The following is a 17,104-nucleotide window of genomic DNA, read 5'->3' as shown; positions in this document are numbered from 1 at the left end:
CTGCGCTAGTTTCTTCCACGCGAATAAACCCTGGAGCGAACCATCATGCCTACGCAACGTATCCCGAGTGTCGAACAAAGGTACGACGACTTTACGACTGGTGTTGACGAGCTGTTAAAACTGGTCGGCGACGACGAAGACCATCCCCTCGCCAGCCTCGCCTCCAACATCGGCAATCTGCTTGAAGCGTACGACGAGGCCCATCTCCCGATGCCGCCGGTATCTGGAGCCGACGTGCTGCAGTACCTGATGCAAGAACACCAACTGTCGCAAAGCGAGCTGCCGGAAATTGGTGCGCAATCGGTGGTGTCAGAAATTCTGGCGGGCAAGCGGCAATTGAATGTTCGCCATATTCGCGCGCTGGCCGAACGCTTCAATGTGCCGGTAGAGGTGTTCTTTTAGTCGCGATGTTGCCTTCTTGGTGACCGCTCAGCACCGCAAACTCCCCCTTCGCCATGTCCAGCGCGGCGCGAAACGCAGGCTCGGCCTGCAATGCCGCCACTACGGCCGCGCCCATCACCTGGCCTTTGTCCACATCGCTCTGCCAATGCGCCCCGCACACCACGCGGCTAATGCCAAAGTCATACCCACGGCGCAGTAGGTCGTTTTTTCGTGCGGGGTTTATTTCGGTTAATACGAGCGCGGCGGCCAAACCGAACGAGGCGTGCCCCGAGGGATAGGAGCCGGTAGTCGCCAGTTTTTGGTCTTGCTCAGGCGTGCAGGTCGCGTCCTTGTAAAACACAAACGGACGTACGCGGTGGTAGTGGTCTTTGGCCGTGCGCATGGCGTAGTCATGGCTGTCTTGCAGCACCGCCATCAGCAACCGATACAGCGCCGGCGTGTGGGTAGCGGAGATGTTCATTCCGAACGCCTCGGCGAAGGCTTGGCCGACACTCTCGTAATCGGCATCACGCCGGGCCAGGGCGACGCGCGCTGGGTCGCGCAACACGCGGCCGGTCTCGTACTGGGCTTTATCGGTCTGGAAAGCCACCGAGTTTTCTGCCGGGGGCGGCGGCAGTACGGCCAAACTATCGGGAGAGCTCTGCGGGGTTAAAAACCCGCTAGTCTCTTGCGCAGCCGCTGAAGAGCCACACACCCAAGCGCCTACCAACAGCGCCGCCACCACTCTTTTCGACGTCATCATAATCACCTCGCACGTTGAATGAATGACGTAGCTGGCCTGAAAAATAGCGCCGCATTAGAGGACCGCCCGCATAAGCCAATCAGCCGATTCCGGTTTTCCCCTGACAGCGCGCGGCAAATCACTCAGCTAAGGTAATTCGCACCACGCGGCCCAACGGCGGTTGCCACACAATCGGCAGCCATCCAACCACTTGCTCGGATGCACTCTTATGACCGCTCCCGCCTACGACCTCGTCGTATTCGGCGCCAGCAGCTTTGTTGGCCAACTCCTCACCCGTTACCTGGCCGAGTACCTGCCTGGCGAAGCGCCAAATTTGCGCTGGGCCATTGCCGGGCGTTCAGCGGCCAAGCTCGACGAACTCAAGCGCAGCCTCGGTGCTGCCGGCCAAAACCTGCCTACGATCATCGCCGACGCCGCCAACGAAGCTCAGCTTCAAGCGCTGTGCGCGCAAACCCGGGTGATTGTTTCCACCGTTGGCCCTTACGCCCTGTACGGCGAGCCACTGGTAAAAGTCTGCGCGACTACTGGCACCGACTACTGCGACCTCACCGGCGAGGTGCAATGGATCAAACGCATGCAAGACAAATACGAAGCCGCTGCCAAGCAGTCCGGCGCACGTATCGTCCATTGCTGCGGGTTCGACTCGGTGCCGTCCGATATGGGCGTCTACTTTCTCCAGCAGCAGGCGCAACAACAATGGGGGGCGCCGGCCACCCAGGTGAAGATGCGGGTTAGAACCCTGAAAGGTGGCGCCTCGGGCGGCACCATCGCCAGCATTATCAACGTGGCGCAAGAAGCCGCCGCCGACGCCGCACTGCGTAAGGAGTTAATGAACCCCTACTCCATCTGCCCGCCCGGCCATGGCTTTACCGCGCGCCAACACGCCGTGCGGGGCGTCGAGTACGACAGCGACTTTGGCGTGTGGACCGGCCCTTTTCTGATGGCCGCCATCAACGAGCGCGTGGTGCACCGCTCCAATGCGCTATCCGGCAATGCCTACGGCAACACCTTCACCTACAACGAAGCCACCCTGACCGGCCCCGGCCTCAAGGGGCGGCTGACGGCTTTTGCGTTTGTCTTCGGCCTGGGCTTTTTTATGCTCGGGGTGATGATTGCGCCGATTCGCAAGCTGCTCGAACGCTTTGTGCTACCTAAACCAGGCGAAGGGCCAAGCCCCGAAGCGCAGCGGGCCGGGCGTTATGACCTGCGGTTTCTGGGCCGTTCGGCAACCGGGCAGGTGCTGAATGTGAAAGTCACCGGTGACCGCGATCCGGGTTATGGCTCAACCAGCAAAATGCTTGGGCAGGCAGCCATCAGCCTCGCACTCGACCATCCGCAAGCAGCGGGCAAAGGCGGCGGCTTCTGGACGCCGGCAACGTTGTTCGATCAGCGCTATATCGAGCGCCTGACACGGCATGCAGGCTTAGGGTTCGAGGTGGTCTAAAGCCAGCGTAGAAGCGACCTTGGCCGCGATGCCCACCATGCGCCATACGTCCCCCCTCACCCGCCTGCGGGAGAGGGGCTGGGGGTGAGGGGCCGTTGACGTTGATCCGACCACTCCTCAGAAATCACCGCACAGCCCCCCGCCACCCCACCAAAAAACCTGAACCCCCTCCCACCACCCCCAGTCGGAACTAGTACTGGGCGCTCTACCCGCCCGCCATTTTTTTTGCCGGGAGGCCCGCCCATGCTCACCTACCCAACAAAGCCGAGCTAACCCATGGCCGCCATTCGAATCGGGATATCCGGCTGGCGTTACGGCCCCTGGCGTGGCGAGTTCTACCCCAAGGGTCTCGTGCAGAAGAACGAGCTCAAATTCGCCTCGCGTGCCGTCAACAGCATCGAGATAAACGGCTCGTTCTACGCCCTGCAAACTCCCGAACGCTACCGCAACTGGGCCGCCGATACGCCAGACGACTTCGTGTTCAGCATCAAGGCGCCGCGCCTGATCACCCATATCAAACGCCTGCGCGATATCGAAAAACCCCTGGCCAATTTCTTTGCCTCGGGCCTGGGCCAACTCAATGGCCGCCTTGGCCCCATCCTGTGGCAATTCCCGCCAAGCTTTAAATTCGACGCCGCGCTGATCGAGGAATTTTTCCAGCAATTGCCCGCCAGCCGCCGCGCCGCCAAACGCCTGGCCAGCCACAGCGACGAACGCCGTCAGGTTGAAGGTTTTCAGGATTGGCCCGGCAAAGAACCGCTGCGCCACGCCATGGAAATTCGCCACGAAAGTTTTGTGAACGACGCCTTCGTCGACCTGTTACGCCAATACAAGGTGGCCCTGGTGGTGGCCGACGCCGCGAAAAAATGGCCCTACGCCGAAGACCTCACCAGCGACTTCGTTTACATGCGCCTGCACGGCGACAAAAAGCTCTACAGCAGCGGCTATTCCGCACCGGCGCTCAAGCGCTGGCACGAGCGCATCGACGCCTGGAGCCACGGCAAACAACCGGCCGACGCCCACCTCATCAGCCCCGACAGTAAGCCCGCCCGCGGTGCGCGCGATGTGTACTGCTATTTCGACAACGACATCAAAACCCGCGCGCCTTTCGACGCGCGAGCGTTGTTGCAGTCGTTCGACCTCACCGCCGCGCTGGCCACCCGCCCCGGTGAATTACCGCAAGGAATCGAGTTATGAGTACCGTCACCTCCGTGCCCCTACCCGTGAATCAGCTGCGGCCTGCGGTGCACAGCCTGCGCATTCTCACGGTGAACATGCACAAGGGTTTTACCGTGTTCAACCGGCGTTTCATTCTGCCGGAGCTGCGCGACGCGGTGCGCACCATGGAGGCCGATCTGGTCTTTTTGCAGGAAGTGCACGGCACCCACCAAACCCACGCCAAGCGCTACAGCAACTGGCCGCCGACGCCGCAGTACGAATTCCTCGCCGACAGCATGTGGCCGCAGTTCGCCTACGGCCGCAACGCGGTGTACCCGGACGGCGACCACGGCAATGCCCTGCTCTCCAAATTCCCCATCCTGCGCCACGACAACCTCGACGTATCCGTCGGCGTGCACGAGCAACGCGGCCTGTTGCACAGCGTGCTGGACGTGCCCGGTCACCGCGAGGTGCATGCCATTTGCGTGCACCTGGGCCTGCGTGAAGCGCACCGGCAAAAGCAGCTGGAACTGCTCTGCACCCTGCTCGACGCCTTGCCGCAAGACGCTCCGGTAATCGTCGCCGGCGACTTTAACGACTGGCGCCTGCGCGCCGACGCCGTGTTGGCCAAGGCCGGTATGGAAGAAGTGTTTATGCAGCACTACGGCATGCCGGCGCGCAGCTTTCCGGCGCGGTGGCCGCTGCTGTGCCTGGACCGCATTTATATCCGCAACGCGCAAGGCCATGAGCCGCAGGTGTTGTCGACACGGCCGTGGTCGCACTTGTCCGACCATGCGCCACTGGCTGTGGAGATCCGCCTATGAAATACGAGTGGCGCGAAGGCAATGAAGTACAGCTGCTGATCAACGGCGAAGAGTTTTTCCCGCGGGTGTTCGCCTGCATTCAGGCGGCCCGTAAAGAGGTCTTGCTGGAAACCTTCATCATCTATGAAGACAAGGTCGGCAAAGAGCTGCAACAGGTGCTGATCGCGGCAGCCAAGCGCGGCGTGCACGTGGAAGTGACGGTGGACGGCTACGGCACCGCCGACCTTGGCGCGCCGTATGTGGCGGCGCTCGTTGAAGCTGGGGTCAAGCTCAACACGTTCGACCCGCGCCCCCGCGTCATGGGCCTGCGCACCAATCTGTTTCGTCGTTTGCACCGCAAGATTGTGGTGGTCGATGCGGAAACTGCCTTTGTGGGCGGCATCAACTTCTGCGCCGATCACCTGGCCGATTTCGGCCCCATGGCCAAGCAGGATTACGCCGTGCAAGTGCGTGGCCCCATCGTCACCGACGTGCACCGCGCAGCGCTCGATTTGCTTGCCGTGCGCCGTGGCGAGCGGCCCGGCAAACAACCGCTCTCCCCGGCCAACCACTTTCGCGGCAATGTGCGCATGCTGATGGCACTGCGCGACAACGATCAATACCAGGACTGCATCGAAGCCGAATATATGCAGGCTATCCGTTCGGCCAATTACCGGCTGGTGGTGGCCAACGCCTATTTCTTTCCCGGCTACCGCCTGCTGCGTGAACTGCGCAACGCCGCACGCCGCGGGGTGAAGGTGACGCTGGTAATGCAAGGCATGCCCGATATGCCGCTAGTGCGCCTCTGCACTCGCTTGCTCTACAACTACCTGCTGCGTGACGGCGTGGTTATTCACGAATATTGCCAACGCCCGCTGCACGGCAAAGTGGCGCTGGTGGACCACGAATGGGCCACCGTCGGCTCCAGCAACCTCGACCCGCTCAGCCTGTCGCTAAACCTGGAAGCCAATCTGATCATCCGCGACCACACCTTCAACCAGCAGCTTTACAACCACCTCACCGACCTCGGCGCCAACAAGTGCAAGAAGGTGACTCTGGAGCGGGTAATGCGCGGCTACTGGTGGCGCGCACCGATCATCTTTTTAACGTTCCACTTTCTGCGCCACTTCCCCGCCATCGCCGGTTGGTTTCCCGCGCATTCGCCACGGCTTAAACCACTGACCCCGGCCGACGCAGTTGGTGTTGTCGAAGAACCCACCGCCCCCGTCTGCAACGCCGAGGAAAGCCGATGACCGCGCAAAGCGCCGCCGCAGAGCAGGACAAACCGCAACCCGCCTGGAAAATCTGGGGAAAACGGCTGCTGAACATTTTCTTCTTCTGTCTGGTGCCGGTGCTGTTGTATCTGATGGTGCGCAACCTCAACTGGCAAGAAGTGAAAACCGCCCTGCACGCCTACAGCGCGCAAACGCTGCTGCTGGCCCTGGCCGCCAGCGCCGCGAGCTACGCCGTATACAGCTGCTTCGACCTGATCGGCAGCCACTACACCGAACACAAACTGCCGCCACGGCAAACCATTCCCGTCACCTTCGTGTGCTACGCCTTCAACCTCAACCTGAGTTCATGGGTAGGCGGCATCGCCATGCGCTATCGCCTGTATTCGCGGCTGGGGCTGGATGTGCCGACCATCACTAAAGTCATCAGCATCAGCCTGCTCACCAACTGGCTGGGCTATATCCTGTTGGCCGGCGGCGTGTTTTCCCTGCGTCTGGTCGACCTTCCCGAACACTGGAAAATCGGCGAAACCACCCTGCAATACATCGGTTTTGGTTTGCTCGCCGCCGCCTTTATCTACCTGTTCGCCTGCAAATTCAGCAAACGCCGCAACTGGCACTTCGGCAAACAGGAAATCACCCTGCCAAGCCTGCGCATGGCGTCGGCGCAGATCGTACTGGGCACACTGAACTGGGGCCTGATGGCAGCGATGATCTTTATTTTGCTGCCGGACAAAGTGTCGTACTGGGACATTCTCGGCATTCTGCTGATCAGCAGTATTGCCGGCGTCATCACCCATATCCCGGCCGGGCTGGGCGTGCTGGAAGCAGTGTTTCTGGCGCTGCTGCAACACCAAGTAGACAAGGGCAGCATCGTGGCCGCGTTGATTGGCTACCGGGTGATTTACTTTCTGATTCCGCTGGGCGTGGCGGTGATTGTGTATGCGGTGCTGGAAAAGCGTGCCAAGCATATTCGGACGTCGCAGGACGAATAGCCGCGCAACCGCACGGCACACGCGAGGTATCTTCGCCCCCGATACCTCGCATCCCCACTCACGATTGGCCAACTACATCGCCCTTCCTTACCGTGCCCAAAGCTCGGGCCTGCCTGGCCCGCTTTCCTAGGCCCGCATAAGGACAACAACAATCATGTTCCGCTACTTCCCCACTAACTACGTCTGGAACCTCTCGGTCGACCTGGCCATTGAAATGGGCGCCCGCATGGGCGAGATCGAGGAGATGTGCGCGCCGCTGCAAGAGGCCGCCAAGCAGCCCGACGCCGCCGGCACTAAAGCCTTTCGCGAAACCTGGCAGAAGATGGCCTACAAACTCTGTGGCCTGGCCGAAGAAGATGAAGCGGCCGGCCGCCTGCTTTCGGCCGGGGAAAAATACAACCGCGCCGCCACGTACTACCTCACCTGCGAACGCCTGCAAGCCCACGGCGCCGAAGGGCGTACCGCGCTGTACCAAACTTTTCTGCACACCTTCGCGCGTGGCATCGAGCTGTCCAAAGAGAACTGCGAGCGAGTGGAAATTCCGTATGAAGGCAGCGTGATCTCCGGCCTGCTGGTACGCGCCGAAGGCGTAACCGGCCCGCAGCCGATTCTAGTGCAGGTAAACGGCCTGGATTCGACCAAGGAAATGAAATACCGCGTCGGCCTGCCAGCCTGGTTGGCCAAGCGCGGCGTGGCGTCGTTGATCATCGACCAGCCCGGCACCGGTGAAGCGCTGCGCCTGCACAACCTCACCGCCCGCTACGACAGCGAACACTGGGCCAGCCGTGTGGTGGACTGGCTGGAAACCCGCAGTGAATTCGATGCCAAGCGGATTGGTCTGGAAGGTGTGTCGCTGGGCGGTTACTACTGCCCGCGCGCCGTGGCCTTCGAACCGCGGTTTGCCTGCGGCGTGGTATGGGGCGCCAACCACGATTGGCGCGACGTGCAAAAACGTCGGTTGGAAAAAGAAGGCAGCTTCCCGGTGCCGCACTACTGGGCGCATGTGCGCTGGGTATGGGGCGCGAAGGATCAGGACGACTTTATGGCCATCGCCGAAAACGTACACCTGGATGGCGTGCTCGACCGCATCACCGTGCCGTTCCTGGTTACCCACGGCGAGAAGGATTCACAAATCCCCCTCAAGTGGGCACACCGCACCTATGAGCAGCTGGTGAACAGCCCGAAACGCGAGCTGAAAATCTTCACCGAACGTGAAGGCGGTGTGCAGCATTCGAGCTTTGATAACAGCATCAATGCCGGGCAGTACATTGCTGATTGGGTGGCGGAAAACCTCGGTGGAAAAACGGCGTAGGTTGGGTTGAGTAAAGCGAAGCCCAACGCGGTTTATCTATCGATCGCAATGTTGGGCTTCACCTGCGGCTCAACCCAACCTACACCTCGATGTTTTAGGCGGGAGATCGCGTCGCGTGAAACGACGCGATCTGCCAGCCGCTCTCCCCTAATGCCCACACCTGCGTCGCAAACCCCTCCCCTCTGATCGGCTGATCACCGCCGCGCTTCTGCAGCGTGTTGCATTGCGGCCCGGTCATCACCGCCAACCCGTCGCCATAAAACCGCACCTGCAACTCGCCGCGCTCAATCGCCAGGTATTGCACCGCCGTGCGCGCGTAGTCGAGGTAGTCGGTCTTGCCTTGCACCAGGCCCGTGGTGTGCACGTACACCAGGTCGTCGGCAAACAGCTGGGCCACGCTGGCGTGGTCTTCTTCCACCAGCGCGCGACGACGGTCTTGTTCCAGGTCCAGCAGGTGTTGTGTGGTGCTCATGGGTACAGCTCCTTGGTTAAGAGCGCGCACCTTAGGCGCGGCCAGGCGCGTGGAAAAAATCGTGGATCACGATGCCTCGCATCGTCACTTGCGATACCTCCCGCCACTTTCTTTCTTACCGACGCGGCGCCCGCCGCCGTTGCGTTCCACTCGGTATTGAAGCCATCGATACCTGGCCATCGATGCAATCTGTTGGTGTCCAAACCCGGCACTCGGCAGCCTGCCAGCACAACCATAAGCACAGTGACCCAACCGTTATGAGCACCTTGCACCTGCACTGCCAAACCCTATTCGACGGCGCCAGCCTGAACACCCGCCAGCAGCAAACTCTCGTGGTGGAAAACGGCCTGCTCACCTATGTTGGCCCGCGCAGCACCGCTCCGTTGCCGTCGCCCGGCGCGCAGGTGGTGGATGCCGGCGACAACTTCGTCATGCCAGGTTTGGTGGACGTGCACACGCACTTGGCGTTCGGCAACGCGCAGAGCGAAGAAGACATTGATATCTGGACCACCGATGAATTTCGCGCCCTGCGTGGTCTGTTCTTCGCCCAGCATGTGTTGGCCGCCGGCGTCACCAGCATGGTGTGCCCCGGCGACAGCGGCCAACTGAGCATTGCCGTGCGCAACTCGATTGCCGCCGGCATGTTTGACGGCCCGCGTATCGCCGCCAGCAGCCGGGTGATCACCAACCGGCAAAGCTTGAACGACTGGTTTCCCAGCAGGGTCGGCGCCCCCGAATTTTTCACCGCGCGATTGGTCACCAGCCGCAGCGAAGCCATCGCAGAAGTACGCAAGCAGGCCAAAGACGGCGTGGACCTGATCAAGATCGCCATGGACGGCACGCACCGCCGCCCCAATGGCGAAATCATCGCAGCCTTCACCGCCGATGAAACCAAGGAGATGGTCGAAGAAGCCCACCGCCTGGGCTGCAAAGTCGCCACCCACGCCTACGGCCGCGAGGCGGTGATGTACGCCGCCAAAGCAGGCGTCGACCTGGTATTCCACGCCTTCTATATGGACGACGCCTGCATCGAAGCGCTGCTGGAAGCCGGCAGCATTCTCGCCCCGACCATGACGTTTCCACAGAACACCGTGGACTTCTGCCAACCCCACGACCCGGCCATTACCACCGGTTACGCCGGCTACTGCGCGCGCACGCTGGAGGTCGGCAGCCAGGTGCTGAAACGCGCCAAGGCCGCCGGCATTCCATTTGCGTGCGGCAGCGACAGTGGCTTTGCCGTCACCCCCTACGGCGAATGGCATGCGCGCGAGCTGGAACTGTTGGTGACTCGCCTCGGCTTCACCCCGGCCGAAGCCCTGTATGCCGCCACCAACGTCGGCGCGCGCTGCATGCCCCGAGGCGAAACCCTGGGCACGTTGGAAGTGGGCAAGCAGGCAGATTTCCTGCTGCTCGACGGCTCGCCGCTGGACGACATTCGCGTGCTGCAAGACCGCAGCAAACTCAAGGCGGTGTACAAGGCCGGCCTGCCGGTGCGCATGGACAGAAGCCCCTACAACCCCAAGCAGGTGTCGGACTTCAACTCCCTGAAATGGACCGACCTCTACACCCGCGACCGTGTCGCGCAACTGGGCAAATGGAGCGTATGAGCATGGACACACTGACCGTTACCAGCGCCGCACAAATCGCCAGCGTCGCCCTGCAAACGGCCCGCGAGCTGGGCCTTAAACCGATGGCCGCCGCCGTACTCGACAGCGCAGGGCACCCGCTGGCGGTGCTGCGCGATGAGCAGGCGAGCTTTCTGCGCCCGCAGATCGCCACCGGCAAGGCGCGCGGGTGTTTGGGTATGGGGTTTGGGGGGCGCGAACTGGCCCGCCGCGCGCAGGCGATGCCGGCGTTCTTTGATGCGATTAATAGCCTGACTGGGGGTGAGGTAATTCCAGTGGCTGGCGGCGTGTTGATTCGCTCAGGCAGTGGCCAGCTGTTGGGGGCGATTGGGGTGAGTGGGGATACGTCGGATAACGATGAGCGCTGTGCGTTGGCGGGGATAGCTTCTGTGGGGTTGCAGGCTGACTGCGGGGACCCAGTGTAGGAGCAAATGGCCGGCCATCCGATTGGTCGCGAAGCCCGTTGTGCGAAACCCGCAACGGACATCGTTTGCAGGGTTCGCGAGCAAGCTCGCTCCTACAGATTCAATTTTGCCGCCTGCTCCTGCAACACCCCGCGAAACCAACTCAACGCCGGATCCCTATCCTGATACGGATGCCACTGCACCACCTGCGTCGCCGCTGGAAACGCCAACGGCGCCGCCACCACCCGCAGCGGATACCGCTGTGTAAACAGCTGCGCCTGCCGGCGAAACAACGTCGCCACCCGTTGGGTGCCCACAATAAAATCCGGCATCAACGCAAAACTCTCCAGCGCCACCGCCACCCGCCGGGGAATGCCCAGCTCTTCCAGGTGCGCCGCATCCAGGGCCAGATGACGGCCATCGGCAAACTCGCGCACCACATGCTCGGCATCGCAATAAGCGGCCAGGCTCAGGCCGTTGGCATAATCCGGCTGATCGGCGCTCACCAGGCAGCAGAGTTCATCCGTCAACAGCGGCTGATGGGGATAGGCCGTGTTCAGCCGGCGCTGCGGCACGATCACGCAATCACTGCGCCGATAGTCCAGCGCCTCGCTCACCACGTCGCCGTCACGTGGCAATGGCAAATCGCGCAGGGTCAACCGCACCTGCGGCGCCACCCGCGCCAACTCACGGCTCACCGCGGGCAACAAAACGGCGGCCACGTAATCCGACGCCACCAGGGTAAAACGCCGGTCACAGGTGGCCGGGTCGAACAGCACCGGGGCATCGGTGATCTCCCGCGTCAGGGCCAGGGCTTCGCGCACTTTCGGCAATAACGAAAGCCCCAGCGTGGTGGGCTGCAAGCTGCGCCCGACCTGCACCAACAACGGATCATTGAAATGCTCACGCAGGCGACCCAGCGCCGAACTGGTGGCCGACTGGCCCAGGCATAAACGCTCGGCCGCACGGGTGACGCTGCACTCGGTCAGCAAGGCATCCAGGGCAATCAGCAGATTGAGGTCGAGGCGGCGATAACGCATGGGTTCAGCTCACACACAGCGGCGGTAGCTGACCCTAGAGCGCAAGAGGTGAATAGACCAATCGTGATTGGCGTTGGCAGGTATCGGTAACGGCCATAGGCCGCTTCACCTTCAAAAAGTCACGAGGTGCTGGGTGCCGCTCAGTTGAGCGGCACCCAGCGGCGCAAATCAAACGCCCTTGGTCGACGGCAACAGCACCGTCAAAATCCCCAGCAGCGGCAGGAACGCGCAAATACGGAACACGTATTCAATGCCGTGAATATCCGCCAGGTAGCCCAGCAGCGCGCCGCCGATACCGCCAAAGCCGAACATCAAACCAAAGAAAATCCCGGCGATCATGCCGACGTTACCTGGCACCAGTTCCTGGGCGAACACCACAATCGCCGAGAACGCGGACGACAGAATAAAGCCGATGATCATCGCCAGTACGGCGGTCCAGAACAGGTCCACGTAAGGCAGCGCCAAAGTGAACGGGGCCGCGCCGAGGATGGAAAACCAGATCACTTTCTTGCGCCCGATCCGGTCACCAATCGGCCCGCCGAAAAAGGTGCCGGCCGCTACCGAACCCAGGAACAGGAACAGGTACAACTGCGAGCTGGTCACCGACAGGTCGAACTTCTCGATCAGGAAGAACGTGTAGTAGCTGGTCAGGCTCGACATGTAGAAGTACTTGGAGAACACCAGCATCGCCAGCACCACCAACGCGCCAATCACCCGCTGCTTCGACAGGCCATGGGTGGCCACGCCGCCGCTCTTGAGCTTGAACAGAGTGAGGTGGTTGCGGTACCAGCGGCTCAGGCCGTACAGCACGCCAATCGCAAACACGGCGAACACCCCGAACCAGGCGACATGCCCCTGGCCGTAGGGAATCACGATGGCCGCCGCAAGCAACGGACCAAACGCGGTGCCAGCGTTGCCGCCTACCTGAAAGGTCGACTGCGCCAGGCCATACCGACCGCCCGACGCCAAGCGAGCAATGCGCGAGGCTTCCGGGTGGAAGGTTGAGGAGCCCACGCCCACCAAGCCTGAGGCCAGCAGAATGGCCGGAAAGCTACCGACAAAGGCCAGCAGCAAAATGCCCACCAGCGTGCACAGCGAGCCCACCGGCAGCAGCCAGGGTTTCGGGTGGCGGTCGGTGTGGTAACCGACCCAGGGTTGTAGCAGCGAAGCGGTCAGTTGGAACGTCAGGGTAATCAGGCCCACCTGGGCGAAGGTCAGGCCGTAGTTGGCCTTTAGCATCGGGTAGATCGATGGCAGCACGGCCTGAATCAGGTCGTTGATCAGGTGCGCCAGGGCGCAGGCGCCGATCACGCGCATAACCAAGGGGCTGGCTTGTTGGGCAACCGACGGGGCGGCAGCCGAGGGTGAAGCAGTGGCACTGATAGACATAGGGCAGCTTCCTGACATTCAAGACAAGCCACGAAGGCCAGGCGCAGAAACATGCGCTGGCAATTTCGTGGGTCGGCGCTATCCTACGGGGCCACAAAAGCGCCTGTCTCGCGAAATGCAGACAACAACTATCGCAAAACAGACAATGTTCAGACCAATCGATGAACACGTGCGCGAAATCGACGCCGCGGCCTGGCGCGTCAGCAGCAGCGCCAACGACTACCCGGCCGACTGGCATATCCCGCCGCACAGCCACAACAAACACCAACTGATCTACGCCATTGCCGGCGTGATGGTCGTGCATGCGGCGTTGCACCAATGGACGGTGCCGCCCAGTCGCGGCATCTGGATGCCCAGTGGCCAGGAACATGCGATTCGCTGCATCGGCCAGGTGAAGATGCGCAGCGTGTTCGTGCAGCCCGACGACAGCTTCGACCTACCCAACGAAACCAAGGCCGTGAGCATTTCGCCGCTGCTCAGCGAATTGATTCAAACCTCCATCGGCATCGCCGAGCCCTACCCCAGCAACTCGCGGGAAGCGCGGGTGATGAACCTGATACTCGACGAGCTGAAAATCCTCCCCACCCTGCCCCTGCACTTACCGCAACCGGCGGACCCACGCGTAGCAGTGATCTGCACCAGCCTGCAAGACAACCCCGGCGACAACGCCACCCTGGCCGACTGGAGCGGGCGCTTGCACCTGGACGAAAAAACCATCCAGCGCCTGTTCCAGAAAAGCACCGGCATGACGTTCGGCCAATGGCGTCAGCAAGCGCGCTTGTTGCAGGCCCTGGAGCGGATTGCCGTGGGCGAACGGATTATCGACGTGGCCGGCGCGCTGGGGTACGAGAGCCCGAGTGCGTTTGCCACGATGTTTAAAAAGCAGTTCGGGGTGACGCCGAGTCAGTTTTTCAGATGAACGCTTGGATTTGGCGGGAAGACGGAGATTGGTTTTACACCGTCGCCCTCGCGAAGGCGGGGGCCCAGGCTTTTTCCAGGTAACGGCGCTCGTCACAACACTCTGGATCCCCGCCTGCGCGGGGATGACGGAGTGTTATTGAAGAACGCGGCGTTCAGCAATCGCCTGGCAGACGGCTTGGTGCGCGAAGCACACCCTACGGAGCGTTGGCCTTGATGAACTCCACAAACGCCCGCAACGGCGACGGCACATAGCGCCGCCCGGGGTAGTAAAGAAACGGCCCGGTGAACGACTGCCACCAGGGTTCAAGCACCGGCACCAATTGCCCGCTGTCGAGGTACGGGCGCAGCCAGTCTTCAAACAGGTAGACGATGCCCAGGCCATCCAACCCCGCCTGCACCGCCAGATCCACGGCGCCGCCAATTTGCACAATCAATGGCCCGCCAGGATCCAGGCTGAGCACTTCGCCGTTTTTTTCGAAGTCCCATAACGGCATGGCGCCGCTGGGAAACCTGCCGCGCAAACAGGCGTGATTGAGCAAATCGCGCGGGTGTTCCGGTGTGCCATGGGCCGCCAGATACGCCGGCGAGGCCGCCGTGGCGCAGCGCTGCCAGCGCGGGCCGATGGGCACGGCGATCATGTCTTGCTCCAGGCGCTCGTCGTAACGAATGCCGGCGTCGCAGCCGGCCGCGAGCACGTCGACGAAGCTTTCCTCCACCATCACTTCCAGGCGGATGTCCGGGTAGGTTTTCAAGAACGGCGTGATGATCGCCGGCAACACCAACCGCGCCGCACTCAGCGGCACATTAAGGCGCAAGGTGCCGGACGGCCGATCACGAAACTCGTTGACCACATCGAGCGCCGACTCCACTTCGCCCAGCGCCGGCACAATGCGCTCCATCAACCGCGCACCCGCTTCGGTCGGCGCCACACTGCGCGTGGTGCGATTCAACAGACGCACGCCTAGGCTGGTTTCCAGGCGCCGCACCGCATCGCTCAAGCTGGAGGCCGACTTGCCACTGCCGCGCGCGCCCTCGCGAAAGCCGCCGGCATTTACCACCGCGACAAACGCCATCAAGTCCTGAATATCTGCCGCCACTGTTCGCACTCCCGTACAACCCGTGCCGATTGCAGCTCATTATCAGCACAGTGGTCAATGTCTATAGTGCTGGCACCCCCACCCCGCGAGGACCATCACATGAGCAACGCGAACAAAGCCGGCACCTTCCAACTTGGCGAGCGCACCGTAAACCGCATGGGCTATGGCGCCATGCAACTGGCCGGCCCGAAAGTATTCGGCCCGCCCAACGACCCCAAGCAGGCCGTTGCCGTGTTGCGTGCGGCGGTGGAAGCCGGGGTGAACCATATCGACACCTCCGACTACTACGGCCCGCACGTGGTGAATCAACTGATCCGCGAAGCCCTGCACCCCTACGCCGACAACCTGACCCTCACCACCAAAGTCGGCGCCGTGCGCGGTAGCGATGCCTCCTGGAACCCCGCCCACAGCCCCGCCGAACTGACCCAGGCCGTGCACGAAAACCTGCGCAACCTGGGCCTGGAAACCCTGCACGTGGTGAACTACCGCGCCTGGGGCACCGTGCACGCGCCGGGCACCGAATCGATTGCCGAAGGGTTTGCCGCGCTGGCCGAACTGCAACGTCAGGGGCTGATTCAGCATCTTGGTTTGAGCAACGTAAGCGCGCCGCAGGTGAAAGAAGCGCAAGGCATTGCCAAGGTCGTATGCGTGCAAAACCACTACAACCTCACCCACCGCGCCGACGAAGCGTTTATCGCCGAACTGAACCAGCAAGGCATCGCCTATGTGCCGTTTTTTCCGCTGGGTGGGTTTAGCCCGCTGCAATCGGAAACGCTGAGCAAGGTGGCCACGCAATTGGACGCTTCGCCGCTGCGGGTAGCGTTGGCTTGGCTGCTGCAACGGTCGCCGAATATTTTGCTGATTTCGGGTACGTCGAAGGTCGCGCATTTGCACGAAAACCTGAGCGCCAGCGAGCTAGTGATTCCGCCGGCGTTGTTGGCTGAGCTGGATGCTTTGGCCTGAGATCAAAAGCCCCTCACCCCCGGCCCCTCTCCCGCAAGCGGGCGAGGGGTGACGTAGGGCCGAAAACCCAAACCTCACTCGATCTTTTGATCTGCTTTTGATCTGCTTTTGATCGGCTTTTGATCGGCTTTTGATCTTGATCTGGCTTGTGATCTACCCGCCCCTTTAGCGCCAGGCCGAGCGTAGTCGTTGCGTAAGGGGTCGGAGCGGCCGGGAGCCGCGAAGAGGGATGGGGCCATGGATGGCCCTCAGCCCGGCCCCTGGAGTGACGACGTAGCGAGGGGACCCGAAGCGCAGCGTAGGGCCCAGGTGGGGGCGAGATTTTTTGGTTTCTTTTTCATCGACTGGAAAAAGAAACTCGCGCGTAAGGCGCGAAACAAAACGTTCAGCCCACGCGGTAATGAACAAACCCAACGCTCGCCAGAAAATCGCAGGGCCGTTGATGTCGATCCACCTATCCCGTGAGCCCCGTCTACCGCGCCCGGTTAAGCCCCGCAGCGAAATTTCCCGCAGTGCCTTTCACCCCGAAAAAGCCGTTGCCAGCCATCCAAGCCCGCCCTATAGTCCCGCCGTCGCTGCCAACTCAGCGACAGGGTTTGGCGACCCGAAAAGAAATAGCGCGATCACGCGCCACCATCTGAATTGCAGGCGCTTTTTTATGCCCTAGATTCAGCAATGGCGGCTGTGCGTGGGATACCTTCGGGTATGCCGGTTTTTGCGCCGTATTTCGCCGGTTCGCCAACCCACGTACAGCTGCCACCCTTCGTTTGGCGACGAGTTATGGCAGCCTTCTCAACTACTGAAAGGCGCTAACTATGAAAGCAAAATCCAACGTAACAACGTCCCAACCCTTCGACCTAGCAGGCAGCGAACCGCTGTTCCTGGTCAACGCCGGCGCCCCCATCGAAGAAGCGCTCTCCCGAGCCGCCGACCTGATGATGTACGTCGAAACACTGTCCGCAGCCGACTCGCTCATGAACAAAGACCACGAGCGCGCCATCCTGCAAACCCTCAGTGAAATGGCCAAAGCGCTCACCAAAGCGTGCCAAAGCGCCGCTGCCTGACAGGTAATCGCCGCGCGTGCAAAAAAGGAGGCGCAAGCCTC

Annotated in this window: 17 protein-coding genes; 12 read left to right on the top strand and 5 right to left on the bottom strand. The window is 61.7% G+C overall.

Annotated features, from left to right (window positions below; all coding sequences use genetic code 11):
• The first annotated feature begins 45 nt into the window (after positions 1–45).
• Complete coding sequence (locus AC0V2S_RS20725) at positions 46–402, top strand: helix-turn-helix domain-containing protein (protein WP_475511365.1); 357 nt, start codon at positions 46–48, stop codon at positions 400–402.
• Here the strand turns inward: AC0V2S_RS20725 and AC0V2S_RS20720 are convergent.
• Positions 374–1,141, bottom strand: coding sequence for an acid phosphatase (locus AC0V2S_RS20720; protein ID WP_475511364.1), 768 nt, complete (start codon positions 1,139–1,141; stop codon positions 374–376). The genes AC0V2S_RS20725 and AC0V2S_RS20720 overlap by 29 nt on opposite strands.
• Positions 1,142–1,352: 211 nt before the next feature.
• Here AC0V2S_RS20720 and AC0V2S_RS20715 point away from each other — a divergent pair, with 211 nt between their 5' ends.
• From AC0V2S_RS20715 to AC0V2S_RS20690, 6 genes are all read left to right on the top strand, one after another.
• Positions 1,353–2,588, top strand: a complete 1,236-nt coding sequence (locus AC0V2S_RS20715) for a saccharopine dehydrogenase family protein (RefSeq protein WP_475511363.1) — start codon at positions 1,353–1,355, stop codon at positions 2,586–2,588.
• A 276-nt stretch (positions 2,589–2,864) separates the two neighbouring features.
• Positions 2,865–3,785 carry a DUF72 domain-containing protein gene (locus AC0V2S_RS20710; protein WP_475511362.1) on the top strand — a complete coding sequence of 307 codons (921 nt, stop codon included), beginning with the start codon at positions 2,865–2,867 and terminating at the stop codon, positions 3,783–3,785.
• Positions 3,782–4,570, top strand: coding sequence for an endonuclease/exonuclease/phosphatase family protein (locus tag AC0V2S_RS20705; RefSeq protein WP_475511361.1), 789 nt, complete (start codon positions 3,782–3,784; stop codon positions 4,568–4,570). Before AC0V2S_RS20710 ends, AC0V2S_RS20705 begins: the two co-directional genes overlap by 4 nt.
• Positions 4,567–5,802: a cardiolipin synthase ClsB gene (gene clsB, locus AC0V2S_RS20700; protein WP_475511360.1), complete on the top strand. Its 1,236-nt coding sequence runs from the start codon at positions 4,567–4,569 to the stop codon at positions 5,800–5,802. The genes AC0V2S_RS20705 and clsB overlap by 4 nt, the downstream gene beginning before the upstream one ends.
• A complete protein-coding gene (locus tag AC0V2S_RS20695; RefSeq protein ID WP_475511359.1) occupies positions 5,799–6,776 on the top strand; it encodes a lysylphosphatidylglycerol synthase domain-containing protein in 978 nt (325 codons plus the stop codon). Before clsB ends, AC0V2S_RS20695 begins: the two co-directional genes overlap by 4 nt.
• A 154-nt stretch (positions 6,777–6,930) precedes the next feature.
• Entirely contained in the window at positions 6,931–8,088 is a 1,158-nt protein-coding gene (locus tag AC0V2S_RS20690; protein WP_475511358.1) for an alpha/beta hydrolase family protein, read from the top strand.
• Positions 8,089–8,182: 94 nt separating this feature from the next.
• Here AC0V2S_RS20690 and AC0V2S_RS20685 read toward each other — a convergent pair whose 3' ends face one another.
• On the bottom strand, positions 8,183–8,560 hold the full coding sequence (locus AC0V2S_RS20685; protein WP_475511357.1) for a nuclear transport factor 2 family protein: 378 nt from the start codon (positions 8,558–8,560) through the stop codon (positions 8,183–8,185).
• Between the two features lie 257 nt (positions 8,561–8,817).
• On the opposite strand from AC0V2S_RS20685, the gene AC0V2S_RS20680 reads away from it, so the two are divergent.
• Both AC0V2S_RS20680 and AC0V2S_RS20675 read left to right on the top strand, forming a co-directional pair.
• On the top strand, positions 8,818–10,167 hold the full coding sequence (locus AC0V2S_RS20680) for a metal-dependent hydrolase family protein (RefSeq protein ID WP_475511356.1): 1,350 nt from the start codon (positions 8,818–8,820) through the stop codon (positions 10,165–10,167).
• Positions 10,168–10,169: 2 nt separating this feature from the next.
• Positions 10,170–10,610: a GlcG/HbpS family heme-binding protein gene (locus AC0V2S_RS20675; protein ID WP_475511355.1), complete on the top strand. Its 441-nt coding sequence runs from the start codon at positions 10,170–10,172 to the stop codon at positions 10,608–10,610.
• Between the two features lie 92 nt (positions 10,611–10,702).
• On the opposite strand, the gene AC0V2S_RS20670 is transcribed toward AC0V2S_RS20675, so the two are convergent.
• Both AC0V2S_RS20670 and AC0V2S_RS20665 read right to left on the bottom strand, forming a co-directional pair.
• Positions 10,703–11,629 carry a LysR family transcriptional regulator gene (locus AC0V2S_RS20670; protein WP_475511354.1) on the bottom strand — a complete coding sequence of 309 codons (927 nt, stop codon included), beginning with the start codon at positions 11,627–11,629 and terminating at the stop codon, positions 10,703–10,705.
• A 168-nt stretch (positions 11,630–11,797) separates the two neighbouring features.
• Positions 11,798–13,018, bottom strand: coding sequence for an MFS transporter (locus tag AC0V2S_RS20665; protein WP_475511353.1), 1,221 nt, complete (start codon positions 13,016–13,018; stop codon positions 11,798–11,800).
• A 145-nt stretch (positions 13,019–13,163) separates the two neighbouring features.
• Between AC0V2S_RS20665 and AC0V2S_RS20660 the strand changes: the two genes are divergently transcribed.
• Entirely contained in the window at positions 13,164–13,937 is a 774-nt protein-coding gene (locus AC0V2S_RS20660; protein WP_475511352.1) for an AraC family transcriptional regulator, read from the top strand.
• Positions 13,938–14,133: 196 nt separating this feature from the next.
• Here the strand turns inward: AC0V2S_RS20660 and AC0V2S_RS20655 are convergent, their stop codons facing one another.
• Positions 14,134–15,036 (bottom strand): LysR family transcriptional regulator, encoded by a 903-nt coding sequence (locus AC0V2S_RS20655; protein WP_475511351.1) that lies wholly within the window; start codon positions 15,034–15,036, stop codon positions 14,134–14,136.
• Positions 15,037–15,135: 99 nt separating this feature from the next.
• Between AC0V2S_RS20655 and AC0V2S_RS20650 the strand changes: the two genes are divergently transcribed.
• A complete protein-coding gene (locus tag AC0V2S_RS20650; RefSeq protein ID WP_475511350.1) occupies positions 15,136–15,999 on the top strand; it encodes an aldo/keto reductase family oxidoreductase in 864 nt (287 codons plus the stop codon).
• A gap of 815 nt (positions 16,000–16,814) precedes the next feature.
• Positions 16,815–17,063, top strand: coding sequence for a DUF3077 domain-containing protein (locus AC0V2S_RS20645; protein ID WP_475511349.1), 249 nt, complete (start codon positions 16,815–16,817; stop codon positions 17,061–17,063).
• The last annotated feature ends 41 nt before the right edge of the window (positions 17,064–17,104 follow it).

Source organism: Pseudomonas sp. CC11G (genome assembly GCF_056174845.1).
This window is presented reverse-complemented; position numbering and strand designations above follow the sequence as displayed.